Origin of the sequence: Pseudomonas sp. NPDC089554, from assembly GCF_050280645.1 — a bacterium.
GTDB lineage: Bacteria > Pseudomonadota > Gammaproteobacteria > Pseudomonadales > Pseudomonadaceae > Aquipseudomonas.
In genome coordinates this window covers 46570-72296 of record NZ_JBNNVR010000020.1, presented here as the reverse complement: position 1 = coordinate 72296, position 25727 = coordinate 46570, and the positions used below count along the sequence as shown (strand labels likewise).

At 65.8% G+C, this 25727-nt stretch carries 21 protein-coding genes and 2 pseudogenes; 13 read left to right on the top strand and 10 right to left on the bottom strand.

Translation table 11 applies throughout. The features are described from left to right. Positions 1–117 precede the first annotated feature (117 nt). From ACQKPE_RS09075 to ACQKPE_RS09030, 10 genes and pseudogenes are all read right to left on the bottom strand, one after another. Positions 118–732, bottom strand: coding sequence for a TetR/AcrR family transcriptional regulator (locus ACQKPE_RS09075; protein ID WP_427665082.1), 615 nt, complete (start codon positions 730–732; stop codon positions 118–120). Positions 733–736: 4 nt separating this feature from the next. Further along, on the bottom strand, positions 737–2419 hold the full coding sequence (phaC, locus tag ACQKPE_RS09070; protein WP_427665080.1) for a class II poly(R)-hydroxyalkanoic acid synthase: 1683 nt from the start codon (positions 2417–2419) through the stop codon (positions 737–739). Between the two features lie 120 nt (positions 2420–2539). Then, positions 2540–3391 carry a poly(3-hydroxyalkanoate) depolymerase gene (gene phaZ, locus ACQKPE_RS09065; RefSeq protein ID WP_427665078.1) on the bottom strand — a complete coding sequence of 284 codons (852 nt, stop codon included), beginning with the start codon at positions 3389–3391 and terminating at the stop codon, positions 2540–2542. 61 nt (positions 3392–3452) lie between these two features. Continuing rightward, the gene (gene phaC / locus ACQKPE_RS09060; RefSeq protein ID WP_427665076.1) at positions 3453–5132 is read right to left on the bottom strand and encodes a class II poly(R)-hydroxyalkanoic acid synthase; all 1680 of its coding nucleotides are present in this window, start codon (positions 5130–5132) and stop codon (positions 3453–3455) included. Between the two features lie 358 nt (positions 5133–5490). Continuing rightward, entirely contained in the window at positions 5491–5868 is a 378-nt protein-coding gene (locus ACQKPE_RS09055; RefSeq protein ID WP_427665074.1) for a gamma-butyrobetaine hydroxylase-like domain-containing protein, read from the bottom strand. A gap of 174 nt (positions 5869–6042) precedes the next feature. Then, positions 6043–6516 (bottom strand): annotated as a pseudogene (gene hslU, locus ACQKPE_RS09050) (HslU--HslV peptidase ATPase subunit); the annotation flags it as partial. Then, positions 6503–6658: pseudogene (locus ACQKPE_RS09045) on the bottom strand (beta-hydroxydecanoyl-ACP dehydratase); the annotation flags it as partial. The pseudogenes ACQKPE_RS09045 and hslU, both read right to left, overlap by 14 nt. Positions 6659–6863: 205 nt before the next feature. Continuing rightward, positions 6864–8792 (bottom strand): ATP-binding protein, encoded by a 1929-nt coding sequence (locus ACQKPE_RS09040; RefSeq protein ID WP_427665072.1) that lies wholly within the window; start codon positions 8790–8792, stop codon positions 6864–6866. Continuing rightward, positions 8789–9679, bottom strand: coding sequence for an ABC transporter substrate-binding protein (locus ACQKPE_RS09035; RefSeq protein WP_427665083.1), 891 nt, complete (start codon positions 9677–9679; stop codon positions 8789–8791). The genes ACQKPE_RS09040 and ACQKPE_RS09035 overlap by 4 nt, the downstream gene beginning before the upstream one ends. Further along, positions 9676–11823, bottom strand: coding sequence for a TonB-dependent receptor plug domain-containing protein (locus ACQKPE_RS09030; protein ID WP_427665070.1), 2148 nt, complete (start codon positions 11821–11823; stop codon positions 9676–9678). Before ACQKPE_RS09030 ends, ACQKPE_RS09035 begins: the two co-directional genes overlap by 4 nt. A gap of 151 nt (positions 11824–11974) precedes the next feature. On the opposite strand from ACQKPE_RS09030, the gene ACQKPE_RS09025 reads away from it, so the two are divergent. From ACQKPE_RS09025 to ACQKPE_RS08965, 13 genes are all read left to right on the top strand, one after another. Beyond that, positions 11975–13000, top strand: coding sequence for an NAD(P)H-dependent glycerol-3-phosphate dehydrogenase (locus ACQKPE_RS09025; protein WP_427665069.1), 1026 nt, complete (start codon positions 11975–11977; stop codon positions 12998–13000). A gap of 36 nt (positions 13001–13036) precedes the next feature. Beyond that, the gene (locus ACQKPE_RS09020) at positions 13037–13384 is read left to right on the top strand and encodes a DUF4389 domain-containing protein (RefSeq protein WP_427665067.1); all 348 of its coding nucleotides are present in this window, start codon (positions 13037–13039) and stop codon (positions 13382–13384) included. Continuing rightward, complete coding sequence (sixA, locus tag ACQKPE_RS09015; protein WP_427665065.1) at positions 13381–13839, top strand: phosphohistidine phosphatase SixA; 459 nt, start codon at positions 13381–13383, stop codon at positions 13837–13839. The genes ACQKPE_RS09020 and sixA overlap by 4 nt, the downstream gene beginning before the upstream one ends. Positions 13840–13967: 128 nt before the next feature. Further along, complete coding sequence (locus tag ACQKPE_RS09010; RefSeq protein WP_427665064.1) at positions 13968–14759, top strand: alpha/beta fold hydrolase; 792 nt, start codon at positions 13968–13970, stop codon at positions 14757–14759. Then, positions 14756–15610 (top strand): alpha/beta hydrolase, encoded by an 855-nt coding sequence (locus tag ACQKPE_RS09005; RefSeq protein WP_427665062.1) that lies wholly within the window; start codon positions 14756–14758, stop codon positions 15608–15610. The genes ACQKPE_RS09010 and ACQKPE_RS09005 overlap by 4 nt, the downstream gene beginning before the upstream one ends. Before the next feature lie 106 nt (positions 15611–15716). Beyond that, positions 15717–16508, top strand: a complete 792-nt coding sequence (locus tag ACQKPE_RS09000) for a DUF4892 domain-containing protein (protein ID WP_427665060.1) — start codon at positions 15717–15719, stop codon at positions 16506–16508. Between the two features lie 13 nt (positions 16509–16521). After that, the gene (locus ACQKPE_RS08995) at positions 16522–17571 is read left to right on the top strand and encodes an AI-2E family transporter (protein WP_427665058.1); all 1050 of its coding nucleotides are present in this window, start codon (positions 16522–16524) and stop codon (positions 17569–17571) included. A gap of 228 nt (positions 17572–17799) precedes the next feature. Further along, a complete protein-coding gene (gene kdpF / locus ACQKPE_RS08990) occupies positions 17800–17889 on the top strand; it encodes a K(+)-transporting ATPase subunit F (protein ID WP_082421007.1) in 90 nt (29 codons plus the stop codon). A gap of 9 nt (positions 17890–17898) precedes the next feature. Beyond that, the gene (gene kdpA, locus ACQKPE_RS08985; protein WP_427665056.1) at positions 17899–19593 is read left to right on the top strand and encodes a potassium-transporting ATPase subunit KdpA; all 1695 of its coding nucleotides are present in this window, start codon (positions 17899–17901) and stop codon (positions 19591–19593) included. Between the two features lie 10 nt (positions 19594–19603). Beyond that, complete coding sequence (gene kdpB / locus ACQKPE_RS08980) at positions 19604–21655, top strand: potassium-transporting ATPase subunit KdpB (protein ID WP_427665054.1); 2052 nt, start codon at positions 19604–19606, stop codon at positions 21653–21655. 11 nt (positions 21656–21666) lie between these two features. Beyond that, a complete protein-coding gene (kdpC, locus tag ACQKPE_RS08975) occupies positions 21667–22230 on the top strand; it encodes a potassium-transporting ATPase subunit KdpC (protein WP_427665052.1) in 564 nt (187 codons plus the stop codon). 144 nt (positions 22231–22374) lie between these two features. Continuing rightward, positions 22375–25029, top strand: a complete 2655-nt coding sequence (locus ACQKPE_RS08970) for a DUF4118 domain-containing protein (RefSeq protein ID WP_427665051.1) — start codon at positions 22375–22377, stop codon at positions 25027–25029. Beyond that, entirely contained in the window at positions 25026–25727 is a 702-nt protein-coding gene (locus ACQKPE_RS08965) for a response regulator (RefSeq protein ID WP_427665049.1), read from the top strand. Before ACQKPE_RS08970 ends, ACQKPE_RS08965 begins: the two co-directional genes overlap by 4 nt.

The following is a 25727-nucleotide window of genomic DNA, read 5'->3' as shown; positions in this document are numbered from 1 at the left end:
ACGGGATAATAATCCATTTTTCCGGGGCGCCCTTTTCGGGGGCATGCCCGCTCCTACTGGTTCATCACGGTCCCTGTAGGAGCGGGCTTGCCCGCGAATGCTTTGGTACAGCCGAAATCAGGCTTCCAGGTATTTCCCCGCCAGCTGCTCCGCCGCCTTGCGCGCAGGCTGCTGAAGGTGCGGCGCCACCAGCATCATCACCTGGTACACCACGATCCCCACATCACCCTCGCGCCCGATCACCCGCTGGTAATCCAGTGAAAACAGCAAGGTCAGGGTGATCTGCTCCACCAACTGCCCCAGTGCCTGCATTTCGCTCACCAGCAACCCCTGCGCCTTCAGGCTTGCCAGCAAGGCCGCCAGCGTGCGCTTGAGCGCGTTGATCAGGTTGCGCATGCCGCGGGCCAGCTTCGGCAGCCTGCCGGCCAGGTTCGACAGGTCCTGGAACAGGAAACGGTATTGCGCCATGCGCTCGACGATCAGGTGCAGGAACAGCCAATAGTCCTCGGCATCCAGGCGCACCTCGAGGGGTGGGTCGAGCAGCGGCATCAGCTCTTCCTCGAAGCGCTCGAACAAACCCAGCACCAGCGGCTCCTTGCCGTGGAAGTGGTAGTACAGGTTGCCGGGGCTGATGCCCAGTTCATTGGCGATTTCCAGGGTCGAGACATTCGGCTCGCCCTGGGCGTTGAACAACTGCTGGGCGCAGGCCAGGATGCGGTCGCGGGTCTTCATCGGCTCAGCGCGCCAGCACGTAGGTACCGGGCGACGGGCCGAGCACGGGGTAGGCGGCATTGCCCAACGTGGCGCGTGGCGCCTTCAGGCTGCCGGAGCGCTGGCCGATCCACTCCACCCACTGCGGCCACCAACTGCCGTCGCTGCGTTGCGCGTCATAGAACCAGGCCCGTGGGTCGCCCGACATCTTGGGGTTCTCCAGGTAGTAGGCCTTGGGGTTGCCGGGCGGGTTGATGATGCTCTGGATATGCCCGCTGTGCGACAGCACGAAACGCCGCTCGCCACCGAGCAGCAAGGCCGAGCGATACACCGCGTCCCAGGGGGTGATGTGGTCGTTGCTGCCGGCCACGGTGAAGCTGTCGACAGTTACCTGCTTGAGGTCGATCGGCGTGCCGCACACCTCGAGGCCTTCGGGGTGGGTGAGCGGGTTGAGCTTGAAGAAGTCCAGCAGGTCGCCGTGCAGCGCCGCCGGCAGGCGGGTGTTGTCGGCGTTCCAGTAGAGGATGTCGAAAGCCGGCGGGTTCTTGCCGAGCAGATAGTTGTTGACCCAGTAGTTCCAGATCAGGTCGTTGGGGCGCATCCAGGCAAAAATCCGCGCCACCTCGCCGCCGTCCAGTACGCCGCGCTGGTAGGAGCGGCGCTTGGCGGCCTCGATGGTTTGCTCGTCGGCGAACAGGCTGGCGGGGCTTTCGAACTGGCTGTCGAGCAGGCTCACCAGGTAGGTGGCGCTGCGCACTCGGTTCAACTGGCGCTTGGCCTGCAAGTGGCCTTGCAGCGCGGCCATGGTCAGGCCGCCGGCGCAGGCGCCCATCAGGTTCGGGTCGCGGTTGCCGCTGATGCTGCGGCAGGCGTTGAGGGCTTCTTCCAGGGCCTGCACGTAGCTCGACAGGCCCCATTCGCGGTGGCGTGGGTCGGGGTTGCGCCAGCTCACCATGAACACTTGCAGGCCGTTCTTGAGCATGTACTGGACGAAGCTGTTGGTTGGGCCCAGGTCGAAGATGTAGAACTTGTTGATCTGCGGTGGCACCACCAGCAGCGGGCGCGAGTACTGCTTCTCGCTCATCGGCTTGTACTGGATCAGCTCCAGCAAATCGTTGCGAAACACCACCGCGCCGGGGGTAGTGGCCAGGTTGCCGCCGACCTCGAAGGCGCGCTCGTCCACCTGCCGGGGCAGGCCGTCGTTGTGGCGCAGGTCGTCGACCAGGTGCGCCAGCCCGCGCACAAGGCTCAGGCCGCCGGTGTTGAGCAGTTCCTTGACCGCCATCGGGTTGAGCAGCGTATTGCTGGGCGACACCGCGTCGTTGAGCAGGTTGAACAGGAAGTGCGCGCGGGCGCGGTCGTCGTCGCCCAGCGAGCTTTCCTCGATCCACTGGCGGGTCTGCTTCTGCCAGGCCAGGTAGGCTTGCAGGCCGCGTCGGTAGAACGGGTTCTGGCTCCAGGTGGGATCGCTGAAGCGGGCGTCGCGCGGGTTCGGCTGGTTCGGGGTGTCGCCGAGCAGCACACGGCCCAGCTGGCCGCCGAGGGCCAGCAGGTGGTGCGCGGTGTGCAGCGGGTTGCGCAGGCCAATGCGGCCGACCTGGCGCAGGGTCGAGACCAGGTCGCGGCCGCGCAGGCCAGTCATGGCGTTCTGCACGTTCATGCTGGTGGCGGGGGGCGATGCCTTCCCTTTTTCCGGTTTGTCTTTCATGGCAACACTCCCTCGTCGTTCCACGTTTTGCGGTGTGCTCTTCGCGGTGCTGCGGCGATCCGACAAGCCCGCTTCCACAGGGGCCTCGTGCCCCTCGGAAAATGCAAAGCAACCGCAGCCTCAACCGCCGGAAGCCGGACGCGGGTGCATCACCGCGCGTTGGCGCTCCTGCTGGAGGAATTTCATGATGATCGGGGCGACGGCCTCGGCTCGGGTGATCAGAAACAGGTGGCCGTCGTCGATTATGTGTAGCTGTGCGTTGGGAATTCGCCAAGCCAGCAGGCGCATGTTGATCAGCGGAATCAGCGGGTCGTCGTCGCCGGCCAGCACCAGGGTCGGCTGGCTGATCTTGTGCAGCCAATGGATGCTGGTCCAGCCCAGGCCCGCGAACAGCTGCCAGTAGTAACCCGCCTTGCCACCGGAGCGCACCTTGGCAGCGTGGTGCATGGCCAGCTCCGGGTCGCGACGAAAGCCACCGCCATAGATCAGCGGGGCGATGCGGATGACATGGGAGGGCTGCACATAGCGGCGCGGGCTGGCCATCATCCATAGCACCTTGGGCTTGCCCGGCACCATGACGGCCCCCGCCGCCGTGGCGGCCAGCACCAGCTTCTTGCAGCGCTCGGGGTAGTCATGGGCGAACTGCTGGGCCAGCGCCCCGCCCCAGGACACGCCGATCACACTGACCTGGCCGTAGTCCAGGTAGTCGAGCATGCGTGCGGTGAGCTTGGCCAGCCCGGAGAAGCGGTAGGGGCGGCTGGGTGTGGACGAGCCGCCGACACCGGGCACGTCGAACGCGATGACTTCCAGGTCCGGGTCCAGCGCCTCGATGAACGGGAACACCAGTTCGAGGTTGGCGCCGATGCCGTTGAAGATCAGCAGCGGCGTCATGTGCGGCTTGCCGGGGCGGACGGCCGTGCGGATGGACTGGTTGTCCAGCTCTACGGTCCTGAAGATATACGGTTGCGACATGCACGGGACTCTAGGGTTGAGAATGCGCCGTGGTCACCTGGGGCGGCCACGGCGGTTGGGCTCAGCGTTCGTGGACGTAGGTGCCGGGCGCCGCTTCCCCGGCGGCGAAGGCGCGGTTGCCCAGGCGCGTCGGCGCCTTCTTCAGCTCGCCGGCGCGTTCGGCCAGCCAGGTCTGCCAGTGCAGCCACCAGGAGTCGGCGTGCTTGACCGCGTTTTCCTGCCAGGCCAACGGGTCGTCAGGGCGATCTTCGCCGGTGAGGAAGCGTGCCTTGGGGTTGCCCGGCGGGTTGAGGATGCTCTGGATATGCCCGCTGTTGGACAGCACGAACTCGATCTTGCCGCCGAACAGGTGCGCCGAGCGGTAGCACGACTGCCACGGGGTGATGTGGTCGGCGGTGCCGGCGACGCTGTAGATGTCGCACTGCACCTTCTTCAGGTCGATCGGCGTGCCGCACACTTCCAGGGCATCGGAGCGGGTCAGCGGGTTGTTCTTGAACATCTCGATCAGGTCGCCGTGGAAGGCCGCCGGCAGGCGCGTGGTGTCGTTGTTCCAGAACAGGATGTCGAAGATCGGCGGCTCGTTGCCGAGCAGGTAGTTGTTGACCCAGTAGTTCCAGATCAGGTCGTTGGGGCGCATCCAGGCGAACACCTTGGCCATGTCGCTGCCTTCCAGCACGCCGGACTGGTAGGAGTGACGCTTGGCCGCTTCCAGGGTCTGTTCGTCGACGAACAGCGCCACCTGGGTGTCCACTGTGGTGTCGAGCACGCTCACCAGCAAGGTCAGGGCGTTGACCTTGGTTTCGCCGATTGCCGCGTAGTGGCCCAGCAGCGCGGTGCAGGTGATGCCGCCGGAGCAGGCGCCGAGCATGTTCAGGTCTTTCGCGCCGGTAATCGCCAGCACCGCGTCCACCGCTTCCTTGAGCGCGTCGATGTAGGTCGACAGGCCCCATTCGCGCTGGGCCTTGGTGGGGTTGCGCCAGCTGATGATGAAGGTCTGCTGGTTGGAGCGCAGGCAGAAGCGCGCCAGGCTCTTCTCTGGGCTGAGGTCGAACACGTAGAACTTGTTGATCTGCGGTGGCACCACCAGCAGTGGGCGGGCGTGCACCTGCTCGGTGATCGGGCGGTACTGGATCAACTCCAGCACGTCGTTGCGAAACACCACCGCGCCTTCGCTGGTGCCGAGGTTCTTGCCGACCTCGAAGGCGTCCATGTTCACCTGGCTGGGCATGCCGCCATTGTTGACCATGTCCTTGGCCAAGTTGGACAGCCCGTCGAGCAGGCTCTTGCCGCCGGTCTCGAAGAAGCGCTTGACCGCTTGCGGGTTGGCCAGGGTGTTGGTGGGTGCCATGGCTTCGGTCATCAGGTTGATGACGAACTGGCCGCGGCTGATGTCCTGGGGCGACAGGTCGCTCTCGGCGATCCAGTCGTTGAGTTCCTTGCGCCACGCCAGGTAGGTCTGCAGGTAGCGACGGTAAAGGGGGTTCTGGCTCCAGGCCGGGTCGTTGAAACGCCGGTCGTCGCCTTCGGGCAGCAGGGCAGACTTGCCCAGCAAGACGTTCTTCAGTTCCAGGCCGAAATGCGCCACGTGCTTGGCGCTGTGCAGCGGCTGCCGGACTGCCTGGCGCAGCACGGTACGTGCCGAACTCAGCAGGTCCTTGCGGCGGATACCGATGACCGGGTTCAGGCCCAGGGTGTTTTCCGAGGCCTGCCGCTGCAGCTCATCGTTGTTCTTATTACTCATCTACGACGCTCCGTTGTCCTGAGACGAGTACCGGGAGGCTGTGGCGGGTACACAGACGACTGCCCGGTACTGCTGCTCGGGTGACCAGTGATAACGAACAGCGGTTGCGGGCCGGATGCATTCGGCGATGAGCTGCGGGTTACCTGCGCGTGAAGACAGCCTGCGGATCCTCGCGACCTCTACATACCGGCCTGGCCCCCGCACGTTCATGCAACACAGCAAACGATGCAGGGAGCTTGCCAGCTCCATTGGTTACCCGACTTTCATGTAATGCGCAAGACAACCCTTCATGGGCTGTCAAGAAGGCATTCAAGCAGATGAGATTAGAAAATGCGCTCTAAAGCGTAGGAGCCTTGAGCTAGAGCATCAGTTTAACCACCGACTCGGACGGGTCGCGGGATTTTCCGGCCTTGTGCAATTCATCGAGGTATTCGGCCCACAGCTGCTCCTGGCGCAGGCACAGCTGCTCGAGGTACTCCCAGGTGAACAGTCCGCTGTCATGGCCGTCGTCGAAGGTCAATTTCAGTGCATATTGGCCGGCCGGCTCCAGGCCGCTGAGGCCGACGTTGATCTTGCCGAATTGCAGGATGGGGTTGCCGTGGCCCTGGACCTCGGCGGAGGGGGAGTGCACCCGCAGGAATTCGGCGGGCAGCTGGTAGACCTCGCCGGGGGCGTAGGTGAGGCTGAGGGTTTTGGAGGCTTTGTGCAGGTTGATGGCGGTGGGCAGGCGGGCCATGGGGGAATCTCTCGGCAGCGGGTGGTGCTAGCTTCCCGTTTGTGCCGTTGGGATTCAAGGGGCCTCGGCGGTGGATGGCACCGGCTGCGCCGGTGTTCGCGGGCAAGCCCGCTCCTACAGGGATCTGCGTAACCTGTAGGAGCGGGCTTGCCCGCGAAGAAGGCACCGCCTTTTTTACAGGATGTAGCGCGACAGGTCTTCGTTCTGCGCCAGCTCACCCAGGTGGCTGTTCACATAGGCCGCGTCGATACGAATCGGCGCTTCGTCATGGGCGCTGGCCAGGTCACCCGCACTGAACGATACCTCTTCGAGCAGGCGCTCGAGCAGGGTGTGCAGGCGACGAGCACCGATGTTCTCGGTCTTCTCGTTGACCTGGAAGGCGATCTCGGCCAAGCGCTTGATGCCCTCGGCGTCGAACTCGATGTTCAGGCCTTCGGTCTTGAGCAACTCGCGGTACTGCTCGGTCAGCGAAGCGTGCGGCTCGGTGAGGATGCGCTCGAAGTCTTCCGGGGTCAGCGCCTTGAGCTCTACGCGAATCGGCAGACGGCCTTGAAGCTCGGGCACCAGGTCGCTTGGCTTGCTCAGGTGGAACGCGCCGGAGGCGATGAACAGGATGTGGTCGGTCTTGACCATGCCCAGCTTGGTGTTTGCCACCTTCTTCGCTGATGTGGGTGATCCGATCGACCATCAGCATGTTCGGGGCGGGCAGTTGCGCATTACCTGGGCCGAACAGCTCACCGCGACTGCAGCGCAGCAGGTCTTCCCGAGTAAAGGCGTTTTGTTTGGTCATGCGAGCTCCTCAATAACCCCCTGTGGCAGGGGATGAATCTTCCCGTCCGGCCCGATGTGCTTCACTACCGGGCGGCAGCCTACAGATAGACTATTGCGTTGTGGTGAAAGTCACAGTACACCCGGCAAAAGAAGTACAGGTGTGCACTGAAATGTTATTTTCAGGGCCAACGGCGGTCCTGTCCAGTCTTTAAGACTGCCGCACTTTAGCATTTATCGCCAGTCGCGGCTGTCCGCCCGGGCAGCCAGCGTTGCAGGATACGTTGCAGGTCGGTGCGCTTGAAGGGTTTGCTCAGGTAGTCGTTCATGCCGGCGGCCAGGCAACGTTCGCGGTCGCCCTGCAACGCGTTCGCGGTCAAGGCGATGATCGGCAGCTGGCTGGTCTCTGGCAGCAGGCGGATGCGCCGGGTCGCCTCGTAGCCGTCCATCAGTGGTAGGCGGCAATCCATCAGGACGGCAGCGAACGGCTGCTGGCTCACCAGTTCCACGGCCTGGCCACCGTCCACCGCCACCCCGACCTCGAAGCCCAGGCTACGCAGCATGGCTTCGATCACGCTCTGGTTCACCGGGTTGTCCTCTACCAGCAGGATGCGGCGTCCTTCGCCGGCGGGCAGGCTGTCGTCAAGGGTTTCCACGTGGTTTGCGAGCCGTTTGCTGGCCAACGCCAGCGGTACTTCCAGGGTGAAGGTCGAACCCATGCCCATGCGGCTTTCGGCATGCAGTTGGCCTCCCATGCGCTCGGCCAGGGTACGGGCGATCGACAAGCCCAGGCCAGTGCCGCCGTAACGTCTGGAAATAGAACTGTCGGCCTGCTGGAAGGCCACGAACATCGTTTCCAGGCGCTCGTTGTCGATGCCGATGCCGGTATCGCGCACTGCACAGCTAAAGGTGATGCGCTGGTGATCGAGCGGTTGCCAGCGTACTTCGACCTCCACTTGGCCACGCTCGGTGAACTTCAAGGCATTGCCCACCAGGTTCAGCAGGATCTGCCGGATCCGCGTCGGGTCGCCACTCACGCGCAGCTGGTCGATGCCCGCCGGCAGTTGCAGGCGCAGCTCCAGGCCACGTTGCTGGGCGCTGTGCTGGAACGATTGGACACTGCTGGAGACCAGTTCGGACAGGGCGAAATCGATGTGCTCCAGCTCCAGGCTGGTGCGTTCGATACGCGAGAAATCAAGGATGTCGTTGATGACCTTGAGCAGGTGCCCGGTGGACTCGCTGGCCACCGAGGTGTACTCGGCCTGCTCGTGGGTCAGGCGGGTGGTTTCCAGTAGCTGCAGCATTCCCAGCACGCCATTCATCGGGGTGCGCAGCTCATGGCTCATCATCGCCAGGAAGTCGGACTTCGCGCCGTTGGCCTGCTCGGCTTCCTCGCGTGCCTGGATCAATTGCGCGATGGCCTGCTGCTGCTCGTTGCTGGCTTGGTCCAGGGCGCTGGCCAGGTTATTGATGTGCCGCGCCAGGTGACCCAGCTCGCTGTCGTCCACCACCGGCAGCGGGGCGTTGAACTCGCCCTGCTGGATCGCTTCCACCGCATGGCTCATATCGCTGATCGGCTTGGACAGGCTGCGCGCCAGGCGACGGGCAAGCAGGAAGGTGAACAGCAGGGCGAACAGCGCCAGTACGCCAGCCTTGACCACGATTTCCTGCTGGCGCTGGCTGAAGGCGTCATCGGACATGCCGACGATCACCCGGCCCAGGTAGTCATCGCCGATGCTCGGCAGGGCCTTGCCTTCTTGCAGGAAGTCGCTGTCCAGGCGGATCTGTTGCAGCCGGATCGGCGCCTGGAACACCTCCACGCGCTGTGCGCGGTTGAAGGCTTCGCTGGTTTGCTCGACATACACCAGGATGTGGTTGCGGCTGTCCTGCACTTCCAGGAAGCGCACGTGGGGAATGCTCAAGGTGGCGCGCATCAGGCCTTCGAGCACTTCGTTGTTACCCGAGATCACCCCGTATTCGGAGGCGGGGGCCAGTTGGTTGGCGATCAGTTGCCCGGTGTGGTTGAGCTCTTGGCGCAAGTCCTGGATACGAACGAAGGTGAAGAAGCTGATCAGCAGCAACGTCAGCAGCAGGGCAGGGCCGAGGCTGATGATCTGGGTGCGGGTGTGGATGTCCCAGCTCAGGCGCTTGCTCATGGGGTGGGCTCTCCTTCGGCCAGGGCCTGGGCAGCGGCTTGCGGGTCGATGGTTTCAAGGCCCAGGGCGCGCGCCACCTGCTGGTTGCCGCTGACGCCATAGTGCGAGGGGTACAGGCTGCGGGGCCAGCGCGCGGGCGGCTGCTCGAGCAATTGATCGAGGACCGCCAGCCAGTGCTCCTGGTCGCTGTAGGTGCTGGCCAAGGCGCCGGCGCGGACGAACCCTGCGTTCGGGCCGATCAGCGCCATCTGCCGGCCGTAGCTGCTCAGCAGCACGTTCTTGGCGGTCTTGGAGTTGTAGAGTTCGGGGTCGTCGATGCCCAGCAGCACATCGCTGCTGGCCAGCAGGTTCTGCAGCGGGCGGCTGTCACGCAGGTCGAACCAGGGCTGGGCGACGATCTCCAGGTTCAGCGGGCGCGCCGCCTGGCGCAGTTCTTCTATCAGGAACTGGCTGTGCTCGCCATACAGCACGCCGACCCGCTTGGCTTGCGGCAACAGATAATGGGCCAGGCGCAATTGCCGGGCCAACGGTGGGTCACTCCAGAGCAGGCTCAGGTAACCTGGGCGCGACTTTCCCAGGCGCTGCTCGGCTTGCACCCGGCTCACCCGCAAGGCCAGCGCAGGCGGCCCGGCGGCTTCGAGCATGCGCCACTCCAGCGCGGCGCTGTCCAGCAGCACCAGTCGCACGTCGGCTTTCAGCTGGCTGGGGCGTGGCATTTGCGCGACGGTCTGGAAGCGCACCTGGTCATGGGGTCGACGCCCTTCCAGGGCTGCGACGAAGCTACGCACGCCGGGCTGGTCGTCGCCACCGACCAGCACGATCTCGCTGGCCGACAGTGAGCCCAGTGGCCAGAGGCACAGCAGTAGAAGTCGCAGCAGCCGCATCAGAACTCAAGCTCCGCACTGACGCTCAGCCGGTGGCGGCTGTCGTAGCGGTTCTGCTCCAGGGTGGTGGGCTCTTCATCCAGGCGTTGCTGCCATAATGCGGCCAGCTCCAGGTTGCTGCCCTGCACCCGGAAGCGCTTGGCCACCCGCAGGTCGATACGCTCGTAGCGGTAGCTGTTGAGGGCATCGTCGCCGTAGTAGAACAGCCCGCTGGACCAACCTTGGCCCCACTCGCGCAGCCAGCCGGCCGAGCCGCTGTTGCGTGCGCTGAGGCGGCGATCGTTGGGGTTGCTGGCCCAGGCATCGACATAGGCGTAGGTCAGGCGCAGCCGGTCGCGCATGCTGAGGCGCCAGTCCAGCTGGGTCTCGGTGCCGCTGAAGCGCGACTTGTTGGCGTTGCTGGCGATGTACTGGTTGTTGCGCAGCGGCTCGCTGATCATGCCGCTGATCTCGTCGTAGAACAGTTTCACGTCCACGCTCAGGTCGAGGTCGGCGAAGTAGCCGTTGTAGCCCAGTTCGCGCGAGCGCATGCGCTCCTGGTCGAGGTTGCCAGGGCCGCGGGTCTTGACGAAGTATTCGCCGTTGCGCTGGCCGAAGGCGCTGGGGCTGAGGTTTCTGACCGTGTAGCTCCAGTTGACATTGTTCTCGAACATGTCCGGCGAGCGCACGGCTTCGGAGTAGACCGCGCGCAGGCCGTGGCGCGGGGTGATCAGGTAATTCACCGCCACCCGTGGCGTCAGCGAGCTGCCGGTCAGGTGCGAGTCCTCGAACATCGCCCCGCCCTGGAGGATCCAGTGCTCGTCGGCGCGCCACTCCAGCTGGCCGAACAATCGCCAGGTCTGGTCGTCGAGGCTACCGTCGAAGTAGGTCTGCGAGTCGGCCCTGTCGTAGCGGTAGTTCATGCCGCTGACCAGGCGCAAGCTGTCGGTCAGGCTCAAAGTGTCCTGGATTTCCAGGTCGAAACGGGTTTCGCGGGTGCTCTGGTCGACATCGCCGCACACCACGTTGCTGCCGCCCTGGTTGTTCCACTGGTCGCGAATGGCATCGACCAGGCCTTGCTCGACCGGGTTACTGCTGCTGGGCGGGTTGTTGGCATTGCGCGCCACCCGTTCCGCGAAGTTCGGGTTCAACTGCCACAGCTGCGTCAGCTCCGGGCTGAACGCCAGGGCTGCATCGCAGGCGCGCCACACCTGCTGGCGGTCGAAGTGCTGGGCCGAGCCTTGCACATACAGGCTGTGCTCGGGGTTGAAGTCGATGTTCCAGCGCACCGAGCCCGCGTAGTCCTTGGCGTTGACGTCGGCGTCCTGGCCGCGCTGGGTGACGAAGGGGAACACCGGCTCGTAGGTGTAGGGCCGCTGGTTGCTGCCTTCCTTGGCCGCCAGCTGCCATTCCAGGGTCTGGTCCGGTGCCAGGGTATGGCTGGCGCTGAGGTTGATGCGGTTCAGGCGGCGGCTGTCGCGGTAGTGTTCGCCGAACTGGTTCTCATCGAAACCATCGTCCTGCTGGCCCGACAGCGACAGGCGCAGGTCGCCGGTCTCCCAGCCGAAGCCTTGGCTGGCGTAGAAATCGTTGATGCCATCCTGGCCACGGGTGATCTTCAGCCGCGTGCCATGGCTGTCGGCGGGGCTGCGCGTCAGGATGTTGACCACTGCCATCAGCGCGTTGGCGCCGTAGCTGACGGTGTTGGGGCCGCGAAACACCTCGATGCGCTCGATGTCTTCGATGGCCACCGGAATGTCGCTCCAGTCCACCGTGGCGAGGCCGGCGCGGTACACCGAGCGGCCGTCGATCAGCACCTGCATGCGCCGCGCATCGCTGACGTTGCCGCCGTGGTAGTTGACCGTCGGCTGGTTGCCCGCGCCGTAGCCGATCATCATCCCCGGCACCAGGCGCAGCAGGTCGGGAATGTCGCGGGCACCGCTGGCGCGGATCAGCTCGCTGTCGAGCACGGTCATGCTGCCCGGCACTGCGGCTGGGGATTGTTTCAGGCGTGTCGCGGTCAGAACCTGAGGTAGGTCCTGGTTGTCGATGAACAGGTCTTCGGCCAGCACCGGGCTGCCGACCAAGGCTGTCAGCAAAAGCAGGCGAGGGAAGGGGGGCGGGCCTGGGAGCACGGTACGGCCTTGTTTCAGGAATGAATCAGGCATGTTAACCGACCTTTTCCAAGCTGCAAGCTGCAAGCTTGAAGTCATAAGCAAAAGCTGATGTGTATCGTGGTTTTCTTCTAGCTTGAGGCTTGTGGCTTGCCTTTATAATGCCTCGGTCGCCACTTTCACTTATGGCTTTAATGGATCGGATATGACTGAACAGCAACCTGTTGCAGTTCTGGGAGGCGGCAGCTTCGGCACCGCCGTGGCGAACTTGCTGGCGGAAAACGGCAACCCGGTACGCCAGTGGATGCGTGACCCGGCCCAGGCCGAGTCGATGCGCGTCAACCGCGAGAACCCGCGCTACCTCAAGGGCATTCGCTTGCAGGATGGGGTGGAGCCGGTCAATGACCTGCTGGCCACCTTGCAGGCCTGCGAGCTGGTCTTCGTCGCCCTGCCGTCCAGCGCCTTGCGCAGCGTGCTGGCGCCCCATGCCGAGCTGCTGCGCGGCAAGTGCCTGGTCAGCCTGACCAAGGGCATCGAGGCTCAGACCTTCAAGCTGATGAGCCAGATCCTCGAAGAGATCGCCCCGCAGGCACGTATTGGCGTGCTGTCCGGGCCGAACCTGGCGCGCGAGATCGCTGAGCATGCGCTGACCGCCACGGTGGTCGCGAGTGAGGATGAGCAGCTGTGCCAGCGTGTGCAGGACGTGCTGCATGGGCGTACCTTCCGGGTCTACGCCAGCGCCGATCGCTTCGGCGTCGAGCTGGGCGGGGCACTGAAGAACGTCTACGCGATCATCGCCGGCATGGCGGTGGCACTGGAGATGGGCGAGAACACCAAGAGCATGCTGATTACCCGTGCCCTGGCCGAAATGACTCGCTTCGCCGTGAGCCTGGGGGCCAACCCCATGACCTTCCTGGGCCTGGCCGGGGTGGGCGACCTGATCGTCACCTGCTCCTCGCCCAAGAGCCGCAACTACCAGGTCGGCCACGCACTGGGCCAGGGCTTGTCGCTGGACGAGGCGGTCAACCGCCTGGGCGAGGTGGCCGAGGGCGTGAATACGCTCAAGGTGCTCAAGGCCAAGTCCCAGGAGGTGAATGTGTACATGCCGTTGGTGGCGGGTTTGCATGCCATTCTGTTCGAGGGCCGTACCCTGGCGCAGGTGATCGAGCACCTGATGCGTGCCGAACCCAAGACCGATGTCGATTTCATCTCCACCAGCGGTTTCAACTGAGCCGTCAGCGGCTTTGACAAGAGCAAGGAGCGATACATGAACGATTCCCCCGAACGCGCCCAGCGCGAGTCGATCATCCTGCGGGTCCTGTGGATGCTGGTGTTCCTGGTGGTCTGGCAACTCGCCGAGCTGCTGTTGGGCGGCCTGGTGCTGGTGCAACTGATCTACCGGCTGATCTACGGCGCCCCCAGCGCCAGCCTGATGAACTTCGGCGACAGTCTCAGCCAGTTCCTGGCCCAGATCGGCCGCTTCGGCAGCTTCCACAGCGACCAGAAGCCCTGGCCCTTCGCCGACTGGCCGACTCCTCGTGCCCCGGAAGGCGAGGCGCCCCATGCCGTCGCACCGGCGCCGCACCCGGCGCGTGACGAGGAACCCAAGCTGTGAAGCTGTGGGTGCTGCGCCACGGCGAGGCGGAGCCGCGGGCCAATACCGACGCTGAGCGTCGCCTGACCGCCCATGGCCGCGAGCAGGTATTGCGCCGCGCCGCGCACCTGCTGGGCCAGCCGTTGCAGGCGATCATCGCCAGCCCCTATGTACGTGCGCAGCAGACCGCCGCCCTGGTGCACGACACCTTGGGCTTCGGCGAGCAGGTGCGCACGGTGCCCTGGCTGACGCCGGACAGCGACGTGCAGCAGGCCATCGCCGAGCTTGAGCGGTTGGGCCTCGAGCATGTGCTGCTGGTCAGCCACCAGCCTTTGGTGGGGACGCTGGTGGGCATGCTCGAACACGGCCACGGCCAGCAGTCGGCGCCGATGAGCACCGCCAGCCTGGCCGAGCTGGAAGGCGACTGGCCGCTGGCCGGGCTGATGACCTTGCGTGCGTTGCGTCATCCCGACTGAGCGGCCTCGAGCAGGGGCAGTGATGGCGCGATGACCTGATCGCCCTTGGCGATGACCTATCCGAACGTTGCCGTCGCCAGCCCCCTTGCCGACAATAGGCCATCATCCTTCGAGTGGACCAGGCGGCCATGTCGCAGCAGATCTTCTTCGCCCATGCCAATGGCTTTCCTTCGGCCACCTACGCCAAGCTGTTCGCAGCCCTGGCGCCGGACTACCAGGTGCGCCACCTGGCCCAGCACGCCCACGACCCACGTTTTCCGGTGGACGACAACTGGCAGAACCTGGTCGACGAGCTGCTGCACCACCTGGCCCAGCAGGACGGCCCGGTGTGGGGCGTTGGCCACTCCCTGGGCGGTGTGTTGCACCTGCATGCCGCCTTGCGCTGCCCGCAGTACTACCGGGGCGTAGTGATGCTCGACTCGCCCGTGCTGACCCGCGCCGACCAATGGTTCATCCGCACCGCCAAGCGCCTGGGCTTCATCGACCGCATCACCCCCGCCGGGCGTACGTTGGGGCGACGCGAGGCATTTCCCGACCGTGACAGCGCCCGCCAGTATTTCACCGGCAAGACCTTGTTCCGCCATTTCGACCCCGACTGCCTCGAAGCCTACCTGGAGCACGGCCTGCAACCGGCTGACCAAGGCCTGCGCCTGAGCTTCGACCCGATCACCGAAATCAGCATCTACCGCAGCCTGCCGCATGTCAGCCCGGCACCGGCGCGGCAGTTGCAGGTGCCGCTGGCAATGGTGCGCGGCGACCGTAGCCGGGTGATCCGCCGGCACCACGCCCTGGCGGTGCGCAGCATGCCCCAGGGCGAGTACCACAGCGTGCCGGGCGGGCATATGTTCCCGTTGGAGCGGCCCAGCGACACCGCCAGCCTGATCAAGGGCCTGTTCGACCGCTGGGGCGCGCCGGCATGAGCGCCCAGGTCGAAGAGGTTCGCCTGGCCCTGGGACATATCGAGCTGGCCGCGCACCTGTTCGGCCCCGCCGATGGCCTGCCGGTGATCGCCCTGCATGGCTGGCTCGACAACGCCAACAGCTTTGCTCGCCTGGCGCCGAAGCTACCTGGACTGCGCATCGTCGCCCTGGACTTGGCCGGGCATGGTTATTCGCAGCACCGCCCGCCGGGCGCCAGCTATTACCTGGCCGATTACGCCCACGATGTGCTGCGGGTCGCCGAGCAACTGGGTTGGGAGCGCTTCGCGCTGCTCGGGCATTCGTTGGGCGCGATCATCTCGGTGCAGCTTGCGGGTGCCTTGCCGGAACGGGTCAGCCACCTGGCGTTGATCGATGGTGTCGTACCTCCCACCCTCACCGAGCAGGACACCGCCGAGCGTTTGGGCATGGCCCTGCAGGCGCAACTGCGGCTCGATGGCAAGCGCAAGTCGGTGTACACGAGCCTGGAGGAGGGCGTGCAGGCGCGCATGAAAGGCATGGTCGCGGTCAGCCGCGAAGCTGCGGAACTATTGGCCCAGCGCGGCCTGATGCCAGTGCCCGGTGGTTTCAGTTGGCGCAGCGACAGCCGCCTGACCTTGCCATCGCCCACGCGCCTGAACGAGGCCCAGGCCATGGCCTTCGTCAAGCGCATTGAATGCCCGGCCTGCCTGGTGGTGGCTGCCGATGGCATGCTGGCGCGCCACACGACGCTGCTGGAGCAGCTACCCTTCGAGCAGGTGACCTTGTCCGGTGGCCATCATCTGCACCTGAACGATGAGCAGGGCGCGATCCTTGTCGCAGACTGTTTCAATCGCTTCTTTGGCTTTTCTTGACTTGCACCGGACAAGTGTCGAGGCTTGGCGGGTTGAACAGGGAGACAACCATGTATATGCCAGACACCCACTGCCTTCATTGCGGCACCTGCCGCCAGGTTGGCCGATGAGCGCGCCGTTTTTCCTTCGCGGCGGCATCGCCTGCATCGCCTTCGCCAGTAGCTTTGCGTTCGCCGGCAGCCTGCCGGTGCCAGTAGATGGCAAAGTGGTCGACCAACGCCCCGCCGTCGAGCAGGAACGGGTCTACCCGATGGGCCCCTTGCGCAAGATCAGCGGCCGCCTGCGGGTCGAGGACAAAGTCGAAAGCCGTGGCCAGGTCAGCTCCATCACTTACGAGTTGCCCGCCGAACGCACCGCCCGCGAAGCCTTCACCAGTGCCCGTGAACAGTTGCAGAAAGACGGCGGCTACCCGTTGTTCTGGTGCCAGGGTCGTGACTGTGGCGAAGCTAGCCTGTGGGGCAACGAGGTGTTCAATAACGCCCGTCTCAATGGTGGTGACGAACAGCAGGCCTTCCTCCTGCTGCGTCGCTCGGCCGAGGAGGCCGACACCCTGGTTGCCCTGTACAGCGTTACCCGCGGCAACCGCCGCGCCTACCTGCACGTCGAGGAGTTCGTTGCCGGCAGCCCGCTGGGTGACCTGCTGCCCACCGCCGCCACCGTGCTGCGCGAAATGCGCGACACCGGCAAGCTCGACTACCCTGACCTGGGCAGCCCGCAAGCGGCCTGGGTCACGCTGCTGGCACGCAGCCTGAACCTCGACAGTACCTTGCGCGCCAGCCTCAGCGGTGCCGAGGCTGAAGCCTGGCGCGAGCAACTGGTCAATGCCGGCGTGCGCAGCGCCCGGCTGGAGGTCGGCACGGCGCCGACCGATGGCTTGCACCTGGAATTGATCCGCTAGAAAGAGGGCCTCCATGGCCAGCAATGACCGCCTGTTGGTGCAGATCCTGCTGCTGGCGCTATTGGGCGCTGGCTTGTGGGTGATGGCTCCGTTCATCTCCGCCTTGCTGTGGGGCGCGATCCTGGCCTTCGCCAGCTGGCCGTTGATGCGCTTGCTGACACGTTGGCTGGGCGGGCGCGAGACCCTGGCCGCGAGCATCCTCACCACCCTGTGGATTCTTGTCGTCGCCCTGCCGCTGGTGTGGCTGGGCTTCAACCTCGCCGACCATATCCGCGATGCCACCAATTTCGTGCGTGACGTGCAGGTCGACGGCCTGCCCGACGCGCCGGAATGGGTACGCGGCATACCCTTCGTTGGCGAGCGCCTGGTGAGCTGGTGGGAGTCTCTCGACCAGCAGGGCGCGGCACTGATCGCCACGATCAAGCCGTACTTCGGCCAGGTCGGCAACTGGTTCCTGGCGCGCAGCGCGCAGATCGGCAGCGGCGTGCTGGAGCTCACCCTGAGCATCGTCTTCGTGTTCTTCTTCTATCGCGATGGCCCACGCCTGGCGGCCTTCGTGCAGCGTCTGCTGCAACGCCTGGTGGGCGAGCGCGCCGACTACTACATCGACCTGGTCGCCGGCACTGTGCAGCGGGTGGTCAACGGCGTGATCGGCACCGCCGCCGCCCAAGGCCTGCTGGCGCTGATCGGCTTCCTGATCGCCGGGGTGCCGGGGGCGATCGTGCTGGGCCTGGTCACCTTCATGCTCAGCCTGATTCCCATGGGCCCGCCGCTGGCGTGGATACCGGCCACCGGCTGGCTGGTGTGGCAGGGCGAGTACGGCATGGCGGTGTTCCTCGGCATCTGGGGCACCTTCGTCATCAGCGGCGTGGACAACGTGCTCAAGCCCTACCTGATCAGCCGTGGCGGCAACTTGCCGCTGGTGATCGTGCTGCTCGGGGTGTTCGGCGGGTTGATCGCCTTTGGCTTCATCGGGCTGTTCATCGGGCCGACCTTGTTGGCGGTGGGGTATAGCCTGCTGCTGGACTGGAGCCGTCAAGCTGGGCAGGGCACCCAGGCCTAGTTTTCTGTTGTCAGTGCCGGCCTCTTCGCGGGCAAGCCCGCTCCTACAGACGGTGCAGTACCTGTAGGAGCGGGCTTGCCCGCGAATAGGTCGGTACAACCCCCGGAAAACCCCGATCTTTACGCATTCTTTATGCCCTGACCCACCCCTCTACCTCGCCCCTTTACGCCCCTCCCTCCGACAATTTCCCCAAAGCGGCCAACCGCCGCCATTCGGGGAGATTCACAGATGAACATGCTCGACGGGGTGTCACTGCTGCTGGCAGTGGCGTTGTCCATTTACCTGCTGGTGGCGCTGCTGCGCGCCGATCGCAGCTAGGGAGTGGCCATGCACAGTTACGATTTCGCCTTGCTGCTGGGTTTCCTGGCCCTGGTACTCATACCTGCCCCTTTTCTCGGTCGCTTCTACTACAAGGTGATGGAAGGCCAGCGCACCTGGCTGTCGCCGATTCTCGGCCCCGTGGAGCGTGGCTGCTACCGCGTGGCAGGCGTGCGTGCCGACCAGGAGCAGAACTGGAAGCAGTACGCCCTGGCCTTGCTGGCCTTCAACCTGGTCGGTTTCATCCTGCTGTTCGGCCTGTTGTTGCTGCAAGGCCACTTGCCGCTCAACCCGCAACAGCTGCCTGGCCTTGAGTGGTCGCTGGCCTTCAACACCGCCATCAGCTTCGTCACCAACACCAACTGGCAGGCCTACAGCGGCGAAGCGTCGCTCAGCTACCTGAGCCAGATGGCCGGCCTGAACGTGCAGAACTTCGTCAGCGCCGCCACCGGCCTGGCCGTGCTGGTCGCCTTGTGCCGGGGCATCGCCCGACGCTCGACCCATAGCCTTGGCAACTTCTGGGTCGACATGACCCGCGCCACCCTCTACGGCCTGCTGCCGTTGTGCCTGCTGCTGGCGCTGCTGCTGGTCTGGCAGGGCGTGCCGCAGACCTTCGCCGAATACGTCGGCGCCGTCACCCTGCAAGGCACCGACCAGACCATCCCGCTGGGCCCGGCCGCTAGCCAGATCGCCATCAAGCAACTGGGCACCAACGGCGGCGGCTTCTTCGGCCTGAACTCGGCGCACCCATTCGAGAACCCCACCGCCTGGAGCAACCTGTTCGAGCTGGTCTCGATCATCCTGATCCCGGTGGCGCTGGTGTTCACCTTCGGCCACTACGTCAAGGACCTGCGCCAGAGCCGCGCGATCCTGGCCTGCATGTTCGGCCTGTTCCTGATCGGCGGCGCCACTGCGCTGTGGTCCGAGCACCAGGCCAACCCGCTGCTGGAAAGCGCCCAGGTGCAGCAGGCCGCGCCCATGGAAGGCAAGGAAAGCCGCTTCGGCACCACCGGCAGCGTCCTCTGGGCAGTTACCACCACCGCTGCCTCCAACGGCTCGGTCAACGCCATGCATGACAGCCTCAACCCGCTCACCGGCATGGTGGCGCTGGTCAACATGATGGTCGGCGAGGTGATCTTCGGCGGCGTCGGTGCAGGGCTCTACGGCATGTTGCTGTTCGTGCTGATTGCTGTATTCCTGGCCGGGCTGATGATTGGCCGCACCCCGGAGTACCTGGGCAAGAAACTGCAAGCCCGCGAAGTGCAATTGCTGGTGGCGACCCTGCTGGTGATGCCGGTCGGTGTATTGGTGCTCGGCGCCATTGCCGCAAGCCTTCCCGGCCCGGCCGGTTCGGTGAGCAACCCCGGCCCGCACGGCTTCAGCCAACTGCTGTACGCCTACACCTCGGGCACCGCCAACAACGGCTCGGCCTTCGGTGGCTTCGGCGCCAACACCCCGTTCCACAACGTGATGATCGGCCTTGCCATGTTCATCGGGCGCTTCGGCTACATCCTGCCGGTATTGGCCCTGGCCGGTAGCCTGGCGGCGAAGAAAAGCGCGCCGCAAGGCCTGAACAGCTTCCCCACCCACGGCCCGTTGTTCACCACCTTGCTGCTGGTGACCATCCTGCTGGTCGGTGGCCTGACCTTCTTGCCGACCCTGGCCCTTGGGCCGATTGCCGAACAGCTGAGCCTGGGTTTCTGAGGATCCAACCATGAACATGCCCCTTCCTGAAGTGAAAGCCTCGCGCGCCGTGGCCCAGACCCACTTCTCCGCGCTCTGGCGCCCGGCCCTGGTGCAGGCCTTCGTCAAGCTCGACCCGCGCCAGCTCAAGCGCTCGCCGGTGATGTTGGTGGTCGCCCTGACCGCCGTGCTCACCACCGTGCTGTGCCTGTTCCCCGATAGCGGCGTAAGCACCGGCGTTGCCGTGCAGATCGCCCTGTGGCTGTGGTTCACCGTGCTGTTCGCCAACTTCGCCGAAGCCCTGGCCGAAGGCCGTGGCAAAGCCCGCGCCGACAGCCTCAAGGCCGGCAGCCAGGGCCTGACCGCCAAGCGTCGCCTGGCCAATGGCAACTTCGAGACCGTCGCCGCCAGCGCCCTGCGCAAGGACGACGTGGTCAAGGTGGTGGCCGGCGAGCTGATCCCCGGCGACGGCGAGGTGCTCGAGGGCATTGCAGCGGTCAACGAGGCGGCCATTACCGGTGAGTCCGCGCCGGTGATCCGCGAGTCCGGTGGCGACCGCTCGGCGGTCACCGGCAACACCCGCCTGGTGTCCGACTGGCTGCTGATCCGCATCACCAGCAACCCCGGCGAGTCGACCCTGGACCGCATGATCGCCCTGGTCGAAGGCGCCAAGCGGCAGAAAACCCCCAACGAGATCGCCCTGGACATCCTGCTGATCGGCCTGACCCTGATCTTCCTGATCGTGGTGGTGACCCTGCAGCCGTTCGCCCACTTCGCCGGTGGCAGCCTGCCGCTGATCTTCCTGGCCGCTCTGTTGGTGACGCTGATCCCCACCACCATCGGTGGCCTGTTGTCGGCCATCGGCATCGCCGGCATGGACCGCCTGGTGCGCCTGAACGTCATCGCCCGCTCCGGCCGCGCAGTGGAGGCTGCCGGTGACGTGCACACGTTGATGCTCGACAAGACCGGCACCATCACCTTCGGCAACCGCCGTTGCAGTGCCCTGCATGCCGCGCCCGGCATCACTGCCCGCGAGCTGGGCGAGGGCGCGTTGTTCGCCTCCTTGGCCGACGACACCGCCGAGGGCAAGTCGGTGGTCGAGTACCTGCGCCAGTTGCACGACTTCAGCGAACCAGCAGCCGAGCAGTTCACCCCGATCGCCTTCAGCGCCGAGACGCGCCTGTCGGGTATCGACTTCATGCAGCACCGCTACCGCAAGGGCGCCGTCGATGCGGTGCTGGATTTCGTCGGCATGCAACGCCTGGAAATGCCTGCGCCGCTGGCCCGTGAAGTGGAGCGTATCGCGCAGAGCGGCGGCACTCCGCTGCTGGTGTGCGTCGACCATCGCCTGCTCGGCGTGATCCACCTCAAGGACGTGGTCAAGCCCGGTATCCGCGAGCGCTTCGCCGAGCTGCGCAAGCTGGGTATCCGTACCGTGATGGTTACCGGCGACAACCCGCTGACCGCTGCCGCCATCGCCGCCGAGGCGGGCGTGGACGACGTACTCGCCGAAGCCACCCCAGAGAAGAAACTGGCGCGCATTCGCCAGGAGCAGAACGACGGCCGTCTGGTGGCCATGTGCGGTGACGGCGCCAACGATGCCCCGGCCCTGGCCCAGGCCGATGTCGGCATGGCCATGAACGACGGCACCCAGGCCGCGCGCGAAGCGGCCAACATGGTCGACCTCGACAGCGACCCGACCAAGCTGCTGGACGTGGTGCAGGTGGGCAAGGAACTGCTGGTGACCCGTGGCGCGCTGACCACCTTCTCGATTGCCAACGACGTGGCCAAGTACTTCGCCATCCTGCCGGCGCTGTTCGCCGCGATCTACCCGCAACTGGGTGTGCTCAACCTGATGGGGCTGGCCAGCCCGCAGAGCGCGATCCTCGCGGCGATCGTGTTCAACGCGCTGATCATCATCGTGCTGATTCCTCTGGCCCTGCGCGGTGTGCGCGTCCAGGCGGCGAGCGCTGCGCACCTGCTGCGCCGCAACCTGCTGATCTACGGGCTGGGCGGCATCCTGGTGCCGTTCGCCGGGATCAAGCTGATCGACATGCTGCTCAACGCGCTGCAACTGGTTTGAAGGAGACTGACATGAGCACCTTTTTACGCCCGGCCCTGAGCCTGGTCCTGCTGATGACCGTGGTCACCGGCGCGCTTTACCCCCTGGCGGTGACCGGTATCGCCCAGGTCGCCTTCCCCGAGCAGGCCAATGGCAGCCTGGTGCATGACGATAAGGGCCAGGTGCGTGGCTCGGCGTTGATCGCCCAGGAATTCAAGGGCGAGGGCTGGTTCCAGTCGCGCCCGTCGGCCGGCGCCTTCGCCACCGTGGCCAGTGGCGCCAGCAACCTGGCGCCGAGCAACCCGGCGCTGGCCGAGCGGGTCAAGACCGACGCCGATGCGCTGTACCAGGCCAGCCAAGGCCCGGTGCCGCTGGTGTTGCTGACCACCTCCGGCAGCGGCCTGGACCCGCACCTGTCGCCCGAGGCCATTGCCTACCAGCTGCCACGTGTGGCGGCGGCGCGGCAGGTGCCACAAGAGCGCTTGCAAGCGCTGGTGAATGACGCCACCCTGCGCCCATTGATCGGCCCGCCGGTGGTCAATGTGCTGGCGTTGAACCAGGCGCTGGAGCGCTTGGCGCCAATCACCAAACCTTGAGGCAAGGGCCGCTTCGCGGGCAAGCCCGCTCCTACAGAGGACAGCGCTGTACCTGTAGGAGCGGGCTTGTCGGGACGCCGAACCGCCGCGAAGGCCTGCGAAGCAGGCCCACCCGAAGCCCACCGCCCACCCGAAGGATGAAACATGAGTGACTCCGCCCGCGCCGATGCGCTGTTGGCGAGCCTGCCCCGCAACGGTCGCGGCAGGCTTAAAGTATTTCTGGGCGCCGCCCCCGGCGTGGGCAAGACCTTCGCCATGCTGCAAGCCGCACACGCCCAGCAGCGCCAGGGCATTCGCGTGCTGGCCGGGGTGGTCGAGACCCACGGTCGCGCCGAAACCGAGGCGCTGCTGGGCGGCTTGGCGCAACAACCCCTGCTGCGCAGCGAATACCGCGGCGTGACCCTCGAGGAAATGGACCTCGACGGCCTGCTCAAGGCCGCACCGCCCCTGGTACTGGTGGACGAGCTGGCGCACACCAACGCCCCCGGCAGCCGCCACGCCAAGCGCTGGCAGGATGTGCAGGAACTGCTGGCCGCGGGCATCGACGTGTACACCACGGTCAACGTCCAGCACCTGGAAAGCCTCAACGACAAGGTGCGCGACATTACTGGCGTGCAGGTACGCGAAACCCTGCCCGACTGGGTGTTGCAGGAAGCCTTCGAGCTGGTGCTGATCGACCTGCCACCACGCGAGCTGCTCGAGCGCTTGCGCGAGGGCAAGGTGTACGTGCCCGAGCAGGCCCGCGCGGCCATCGACGCGTTCTTCTCCCAGACCAACCTCACCGCCCTGCGCGAACTGGCCATGCAGACCGCCGCCGCCCAGGTCGATGCCGACCTCGCCCATGGCTACCGCCAGCGCGGCGAAGAGGCGCCGGCCTTGCGCGGGCGTTTGTTGGTGGGCGTGGATGGCGACGAGCAGGCCGAACGCCTGGTGCGCCATGCCAGCCGAGTGGCGCAGCGCCGCCACTTGCCGTGGAGCCTGGTGCATGTCGACAATGGCCGGCTGCGCGACGAACACGCGCGTCATCGCCTGCAAGCCGCCCAGCAACTGGCCGAACGCCTGGGCGGCGAAGTGGTGGTGCTGCGCGCCGGCGAGGTGGCGCGCACGCTCATGTTGCATGCCGTGGAGCGCCGCGCCAGCCTGGTGTTGGTGGGTCAGTCGCGCGACCGCCTGCGTCGGCGCTTCTTCGGCGCCGGCGTGGCCGCCCGTTTGCTGCGCGACAGCCGAGGGCTGGAAATCAACGTGCTGGACCGCGACACCCAGCCCGCGCCAGCGCGTCTTGCGGCCAATCGGGTGTGGGTCTGGCGTCACTACCTGCTGGCGCTGTTGGCAACCGTGCTGGCGTCGGGCCTGGCCTGGGCGGTGTCGGGGGTGCTGGCGCTGCCAAACATCTCCCTGGTGTTCCTCGCCGCTGTGCTGCTGGTGGCGGTACGCAGCAGCCTCGGCCCGGCGCTGGCGTGCGCCGTGCTGTCGTTCCTGAGCTATGACTTTTTGTTCATCCCACCGAACTTCTCGCTGCTCATCCAGCGCGAAGAAGACGTGCTGACCCTCGTGTTCTTCCTGCTCATGGCCGCGCTCACCGGCAACCTCGCCGCGCGCCAGCGTCGCCAATTGCAGGCACTGCGTGAAACCCAGGGCGAAACCCGGCAACTGCTCGACCTGTCGCGCCGCTTGACGGTGGCCACCGACCGCCAGGCGGTATTCAGCGCGGCGAGCCAGCACCTGGACGATTGGCAGGACATCCAGGTCTGCCTGCTCGAGCGCGATAACCAGGGCACCTTGCAGGTGGCCAGCGGCAGCCCGCAGGCATTCACCAACAACGAACGAGCCGCTGCCGATTGGGCCTGGCAGCACGGTCTGGCCGCCGGTCATGGCAGCGACACCTTGCCCGAAGGGCGCTGGTGGTGGTGGCCGCTGGCGGTGGACGAACAGCCCTTGGCGCTGCTTGGTGTGCGCCCGACGTCGCAAGCACCCCTGGGTGCACAGCGTCGTCGCGTGCTGACCGCCCTGGCCGAGCCCCTGGCCCAGGCCTTGGCGCGGGCGCGCTTGGGCGAGCAGTTGGAGGCGGCGCGCCTGCACGGTGAAACCGAGCAGTTGCGCAGCGCCTTGCTCGCCTCGGTCTCCCATGACTTGCGCACGCCGCTGACCGCCATGCGTGGCAGCATCGACAGCCTGCTGGCCCTGGGCGATGCGATCCCGCCAGACGACCGCCGCGAACTGCTCGAGGGCACGCGCAACGAAGCCGAGCGCCTGGACCGCTACATCCAGAACCTGCTGGACATGACCCGCCTGGGCCATGGCGGCCTTAAACTGGCCCGCGACTGGGTAGCGCCTGCCGATATCGTCGGCAGCGCGCTCAACCGCCTGCGCGTGGTACTGGCGCCGTTGCAGGTGCACACCGAGGTGCCTGGCGAGCTGCCGCTGCTGTACGTGCATGCTGCGTTGATCGAGCAGGCGCTGGTCAATGTGCTGGAAAACGCTGCGCGCTTCTCGCCGGCCAACGGCCGCCTGGAACTGCAATTGTCGGTGCAGGAGCAGCAGCTGTACTTTGCAGTCAGCGACCAGGGCCCCGGCATTCCGGTGGCCGAGCGCGAGAAGATCTTCGACATGTTCTACACCGCCGCCCGGGGCGACCGCGGCGGGCAGGGCACCGGCCTGGGCCTGGCGATCTGCCAAGGCATGATCGGCGCCCACGGTGGGCGCATCCTGGTCGGCGAGGGCATCGATGGCCATGGCACCTGTATCACCCTATGCTTGCCCTTGCCCCACCAACCCGACAGCGAAAGTGAAGCCCCATGAGCCAAGCCGCGACCCTGCTGGTGATCGACGATGAGCCGCAGATCCGCAAGTTCCTGCGTATCAGCCTGGTGTCCCAGGGCTACAAGGTGATCGAGGCTGGCACCGGCGGCGAGGGCTTGGCCCAGGCCGCCTTGAACAAGCCGGACCTGGTGGTGCTCGACCTGGGCCTGCCGGACATGGACGGCCAGCAAGTGCTGCGCGAGCTGCGTGAATGGAGCGCGGTGCCGGTGATGGTGCTGTCGGTGCGCGCCAGCGAAGTGCAGAAGGTCGATGCCCTCGACGGCGGGGCCAACGACTACGTGACCAAGCCGTTCGGCATCCAGGAGTTCCTCGCGCGCATTCGCGCCCTGTTGCGTCAGAAGCCGCAGTCGGACGTGGTGCCGGTGGCCAGCGCCGGGTTCGGGCCGCTGCGGGTCGACTTCGCCTTTCGCAAGGTCACCCTCGACGGCGCCGAAGTGGCCCTGACCCGCAAGGAATACGCGCTGCTGGCGCAGTTGGCCGGGCACCCGGGGCGGGTGATCACCCAGCAGCAGCTGCTCAAGGACATCTGGGGGCCGACCCATGTGGACGACACCCACTACTTGCGCATCGTGGTCGGGCACCTGCGCCAGAAGCTCGGCGACGACCCCACCGCACCGCGCTTCATCATCACCGAGCCTGGTGTCGGCTATCGGCTGGTGGTGCCTGCTGCCGATTGA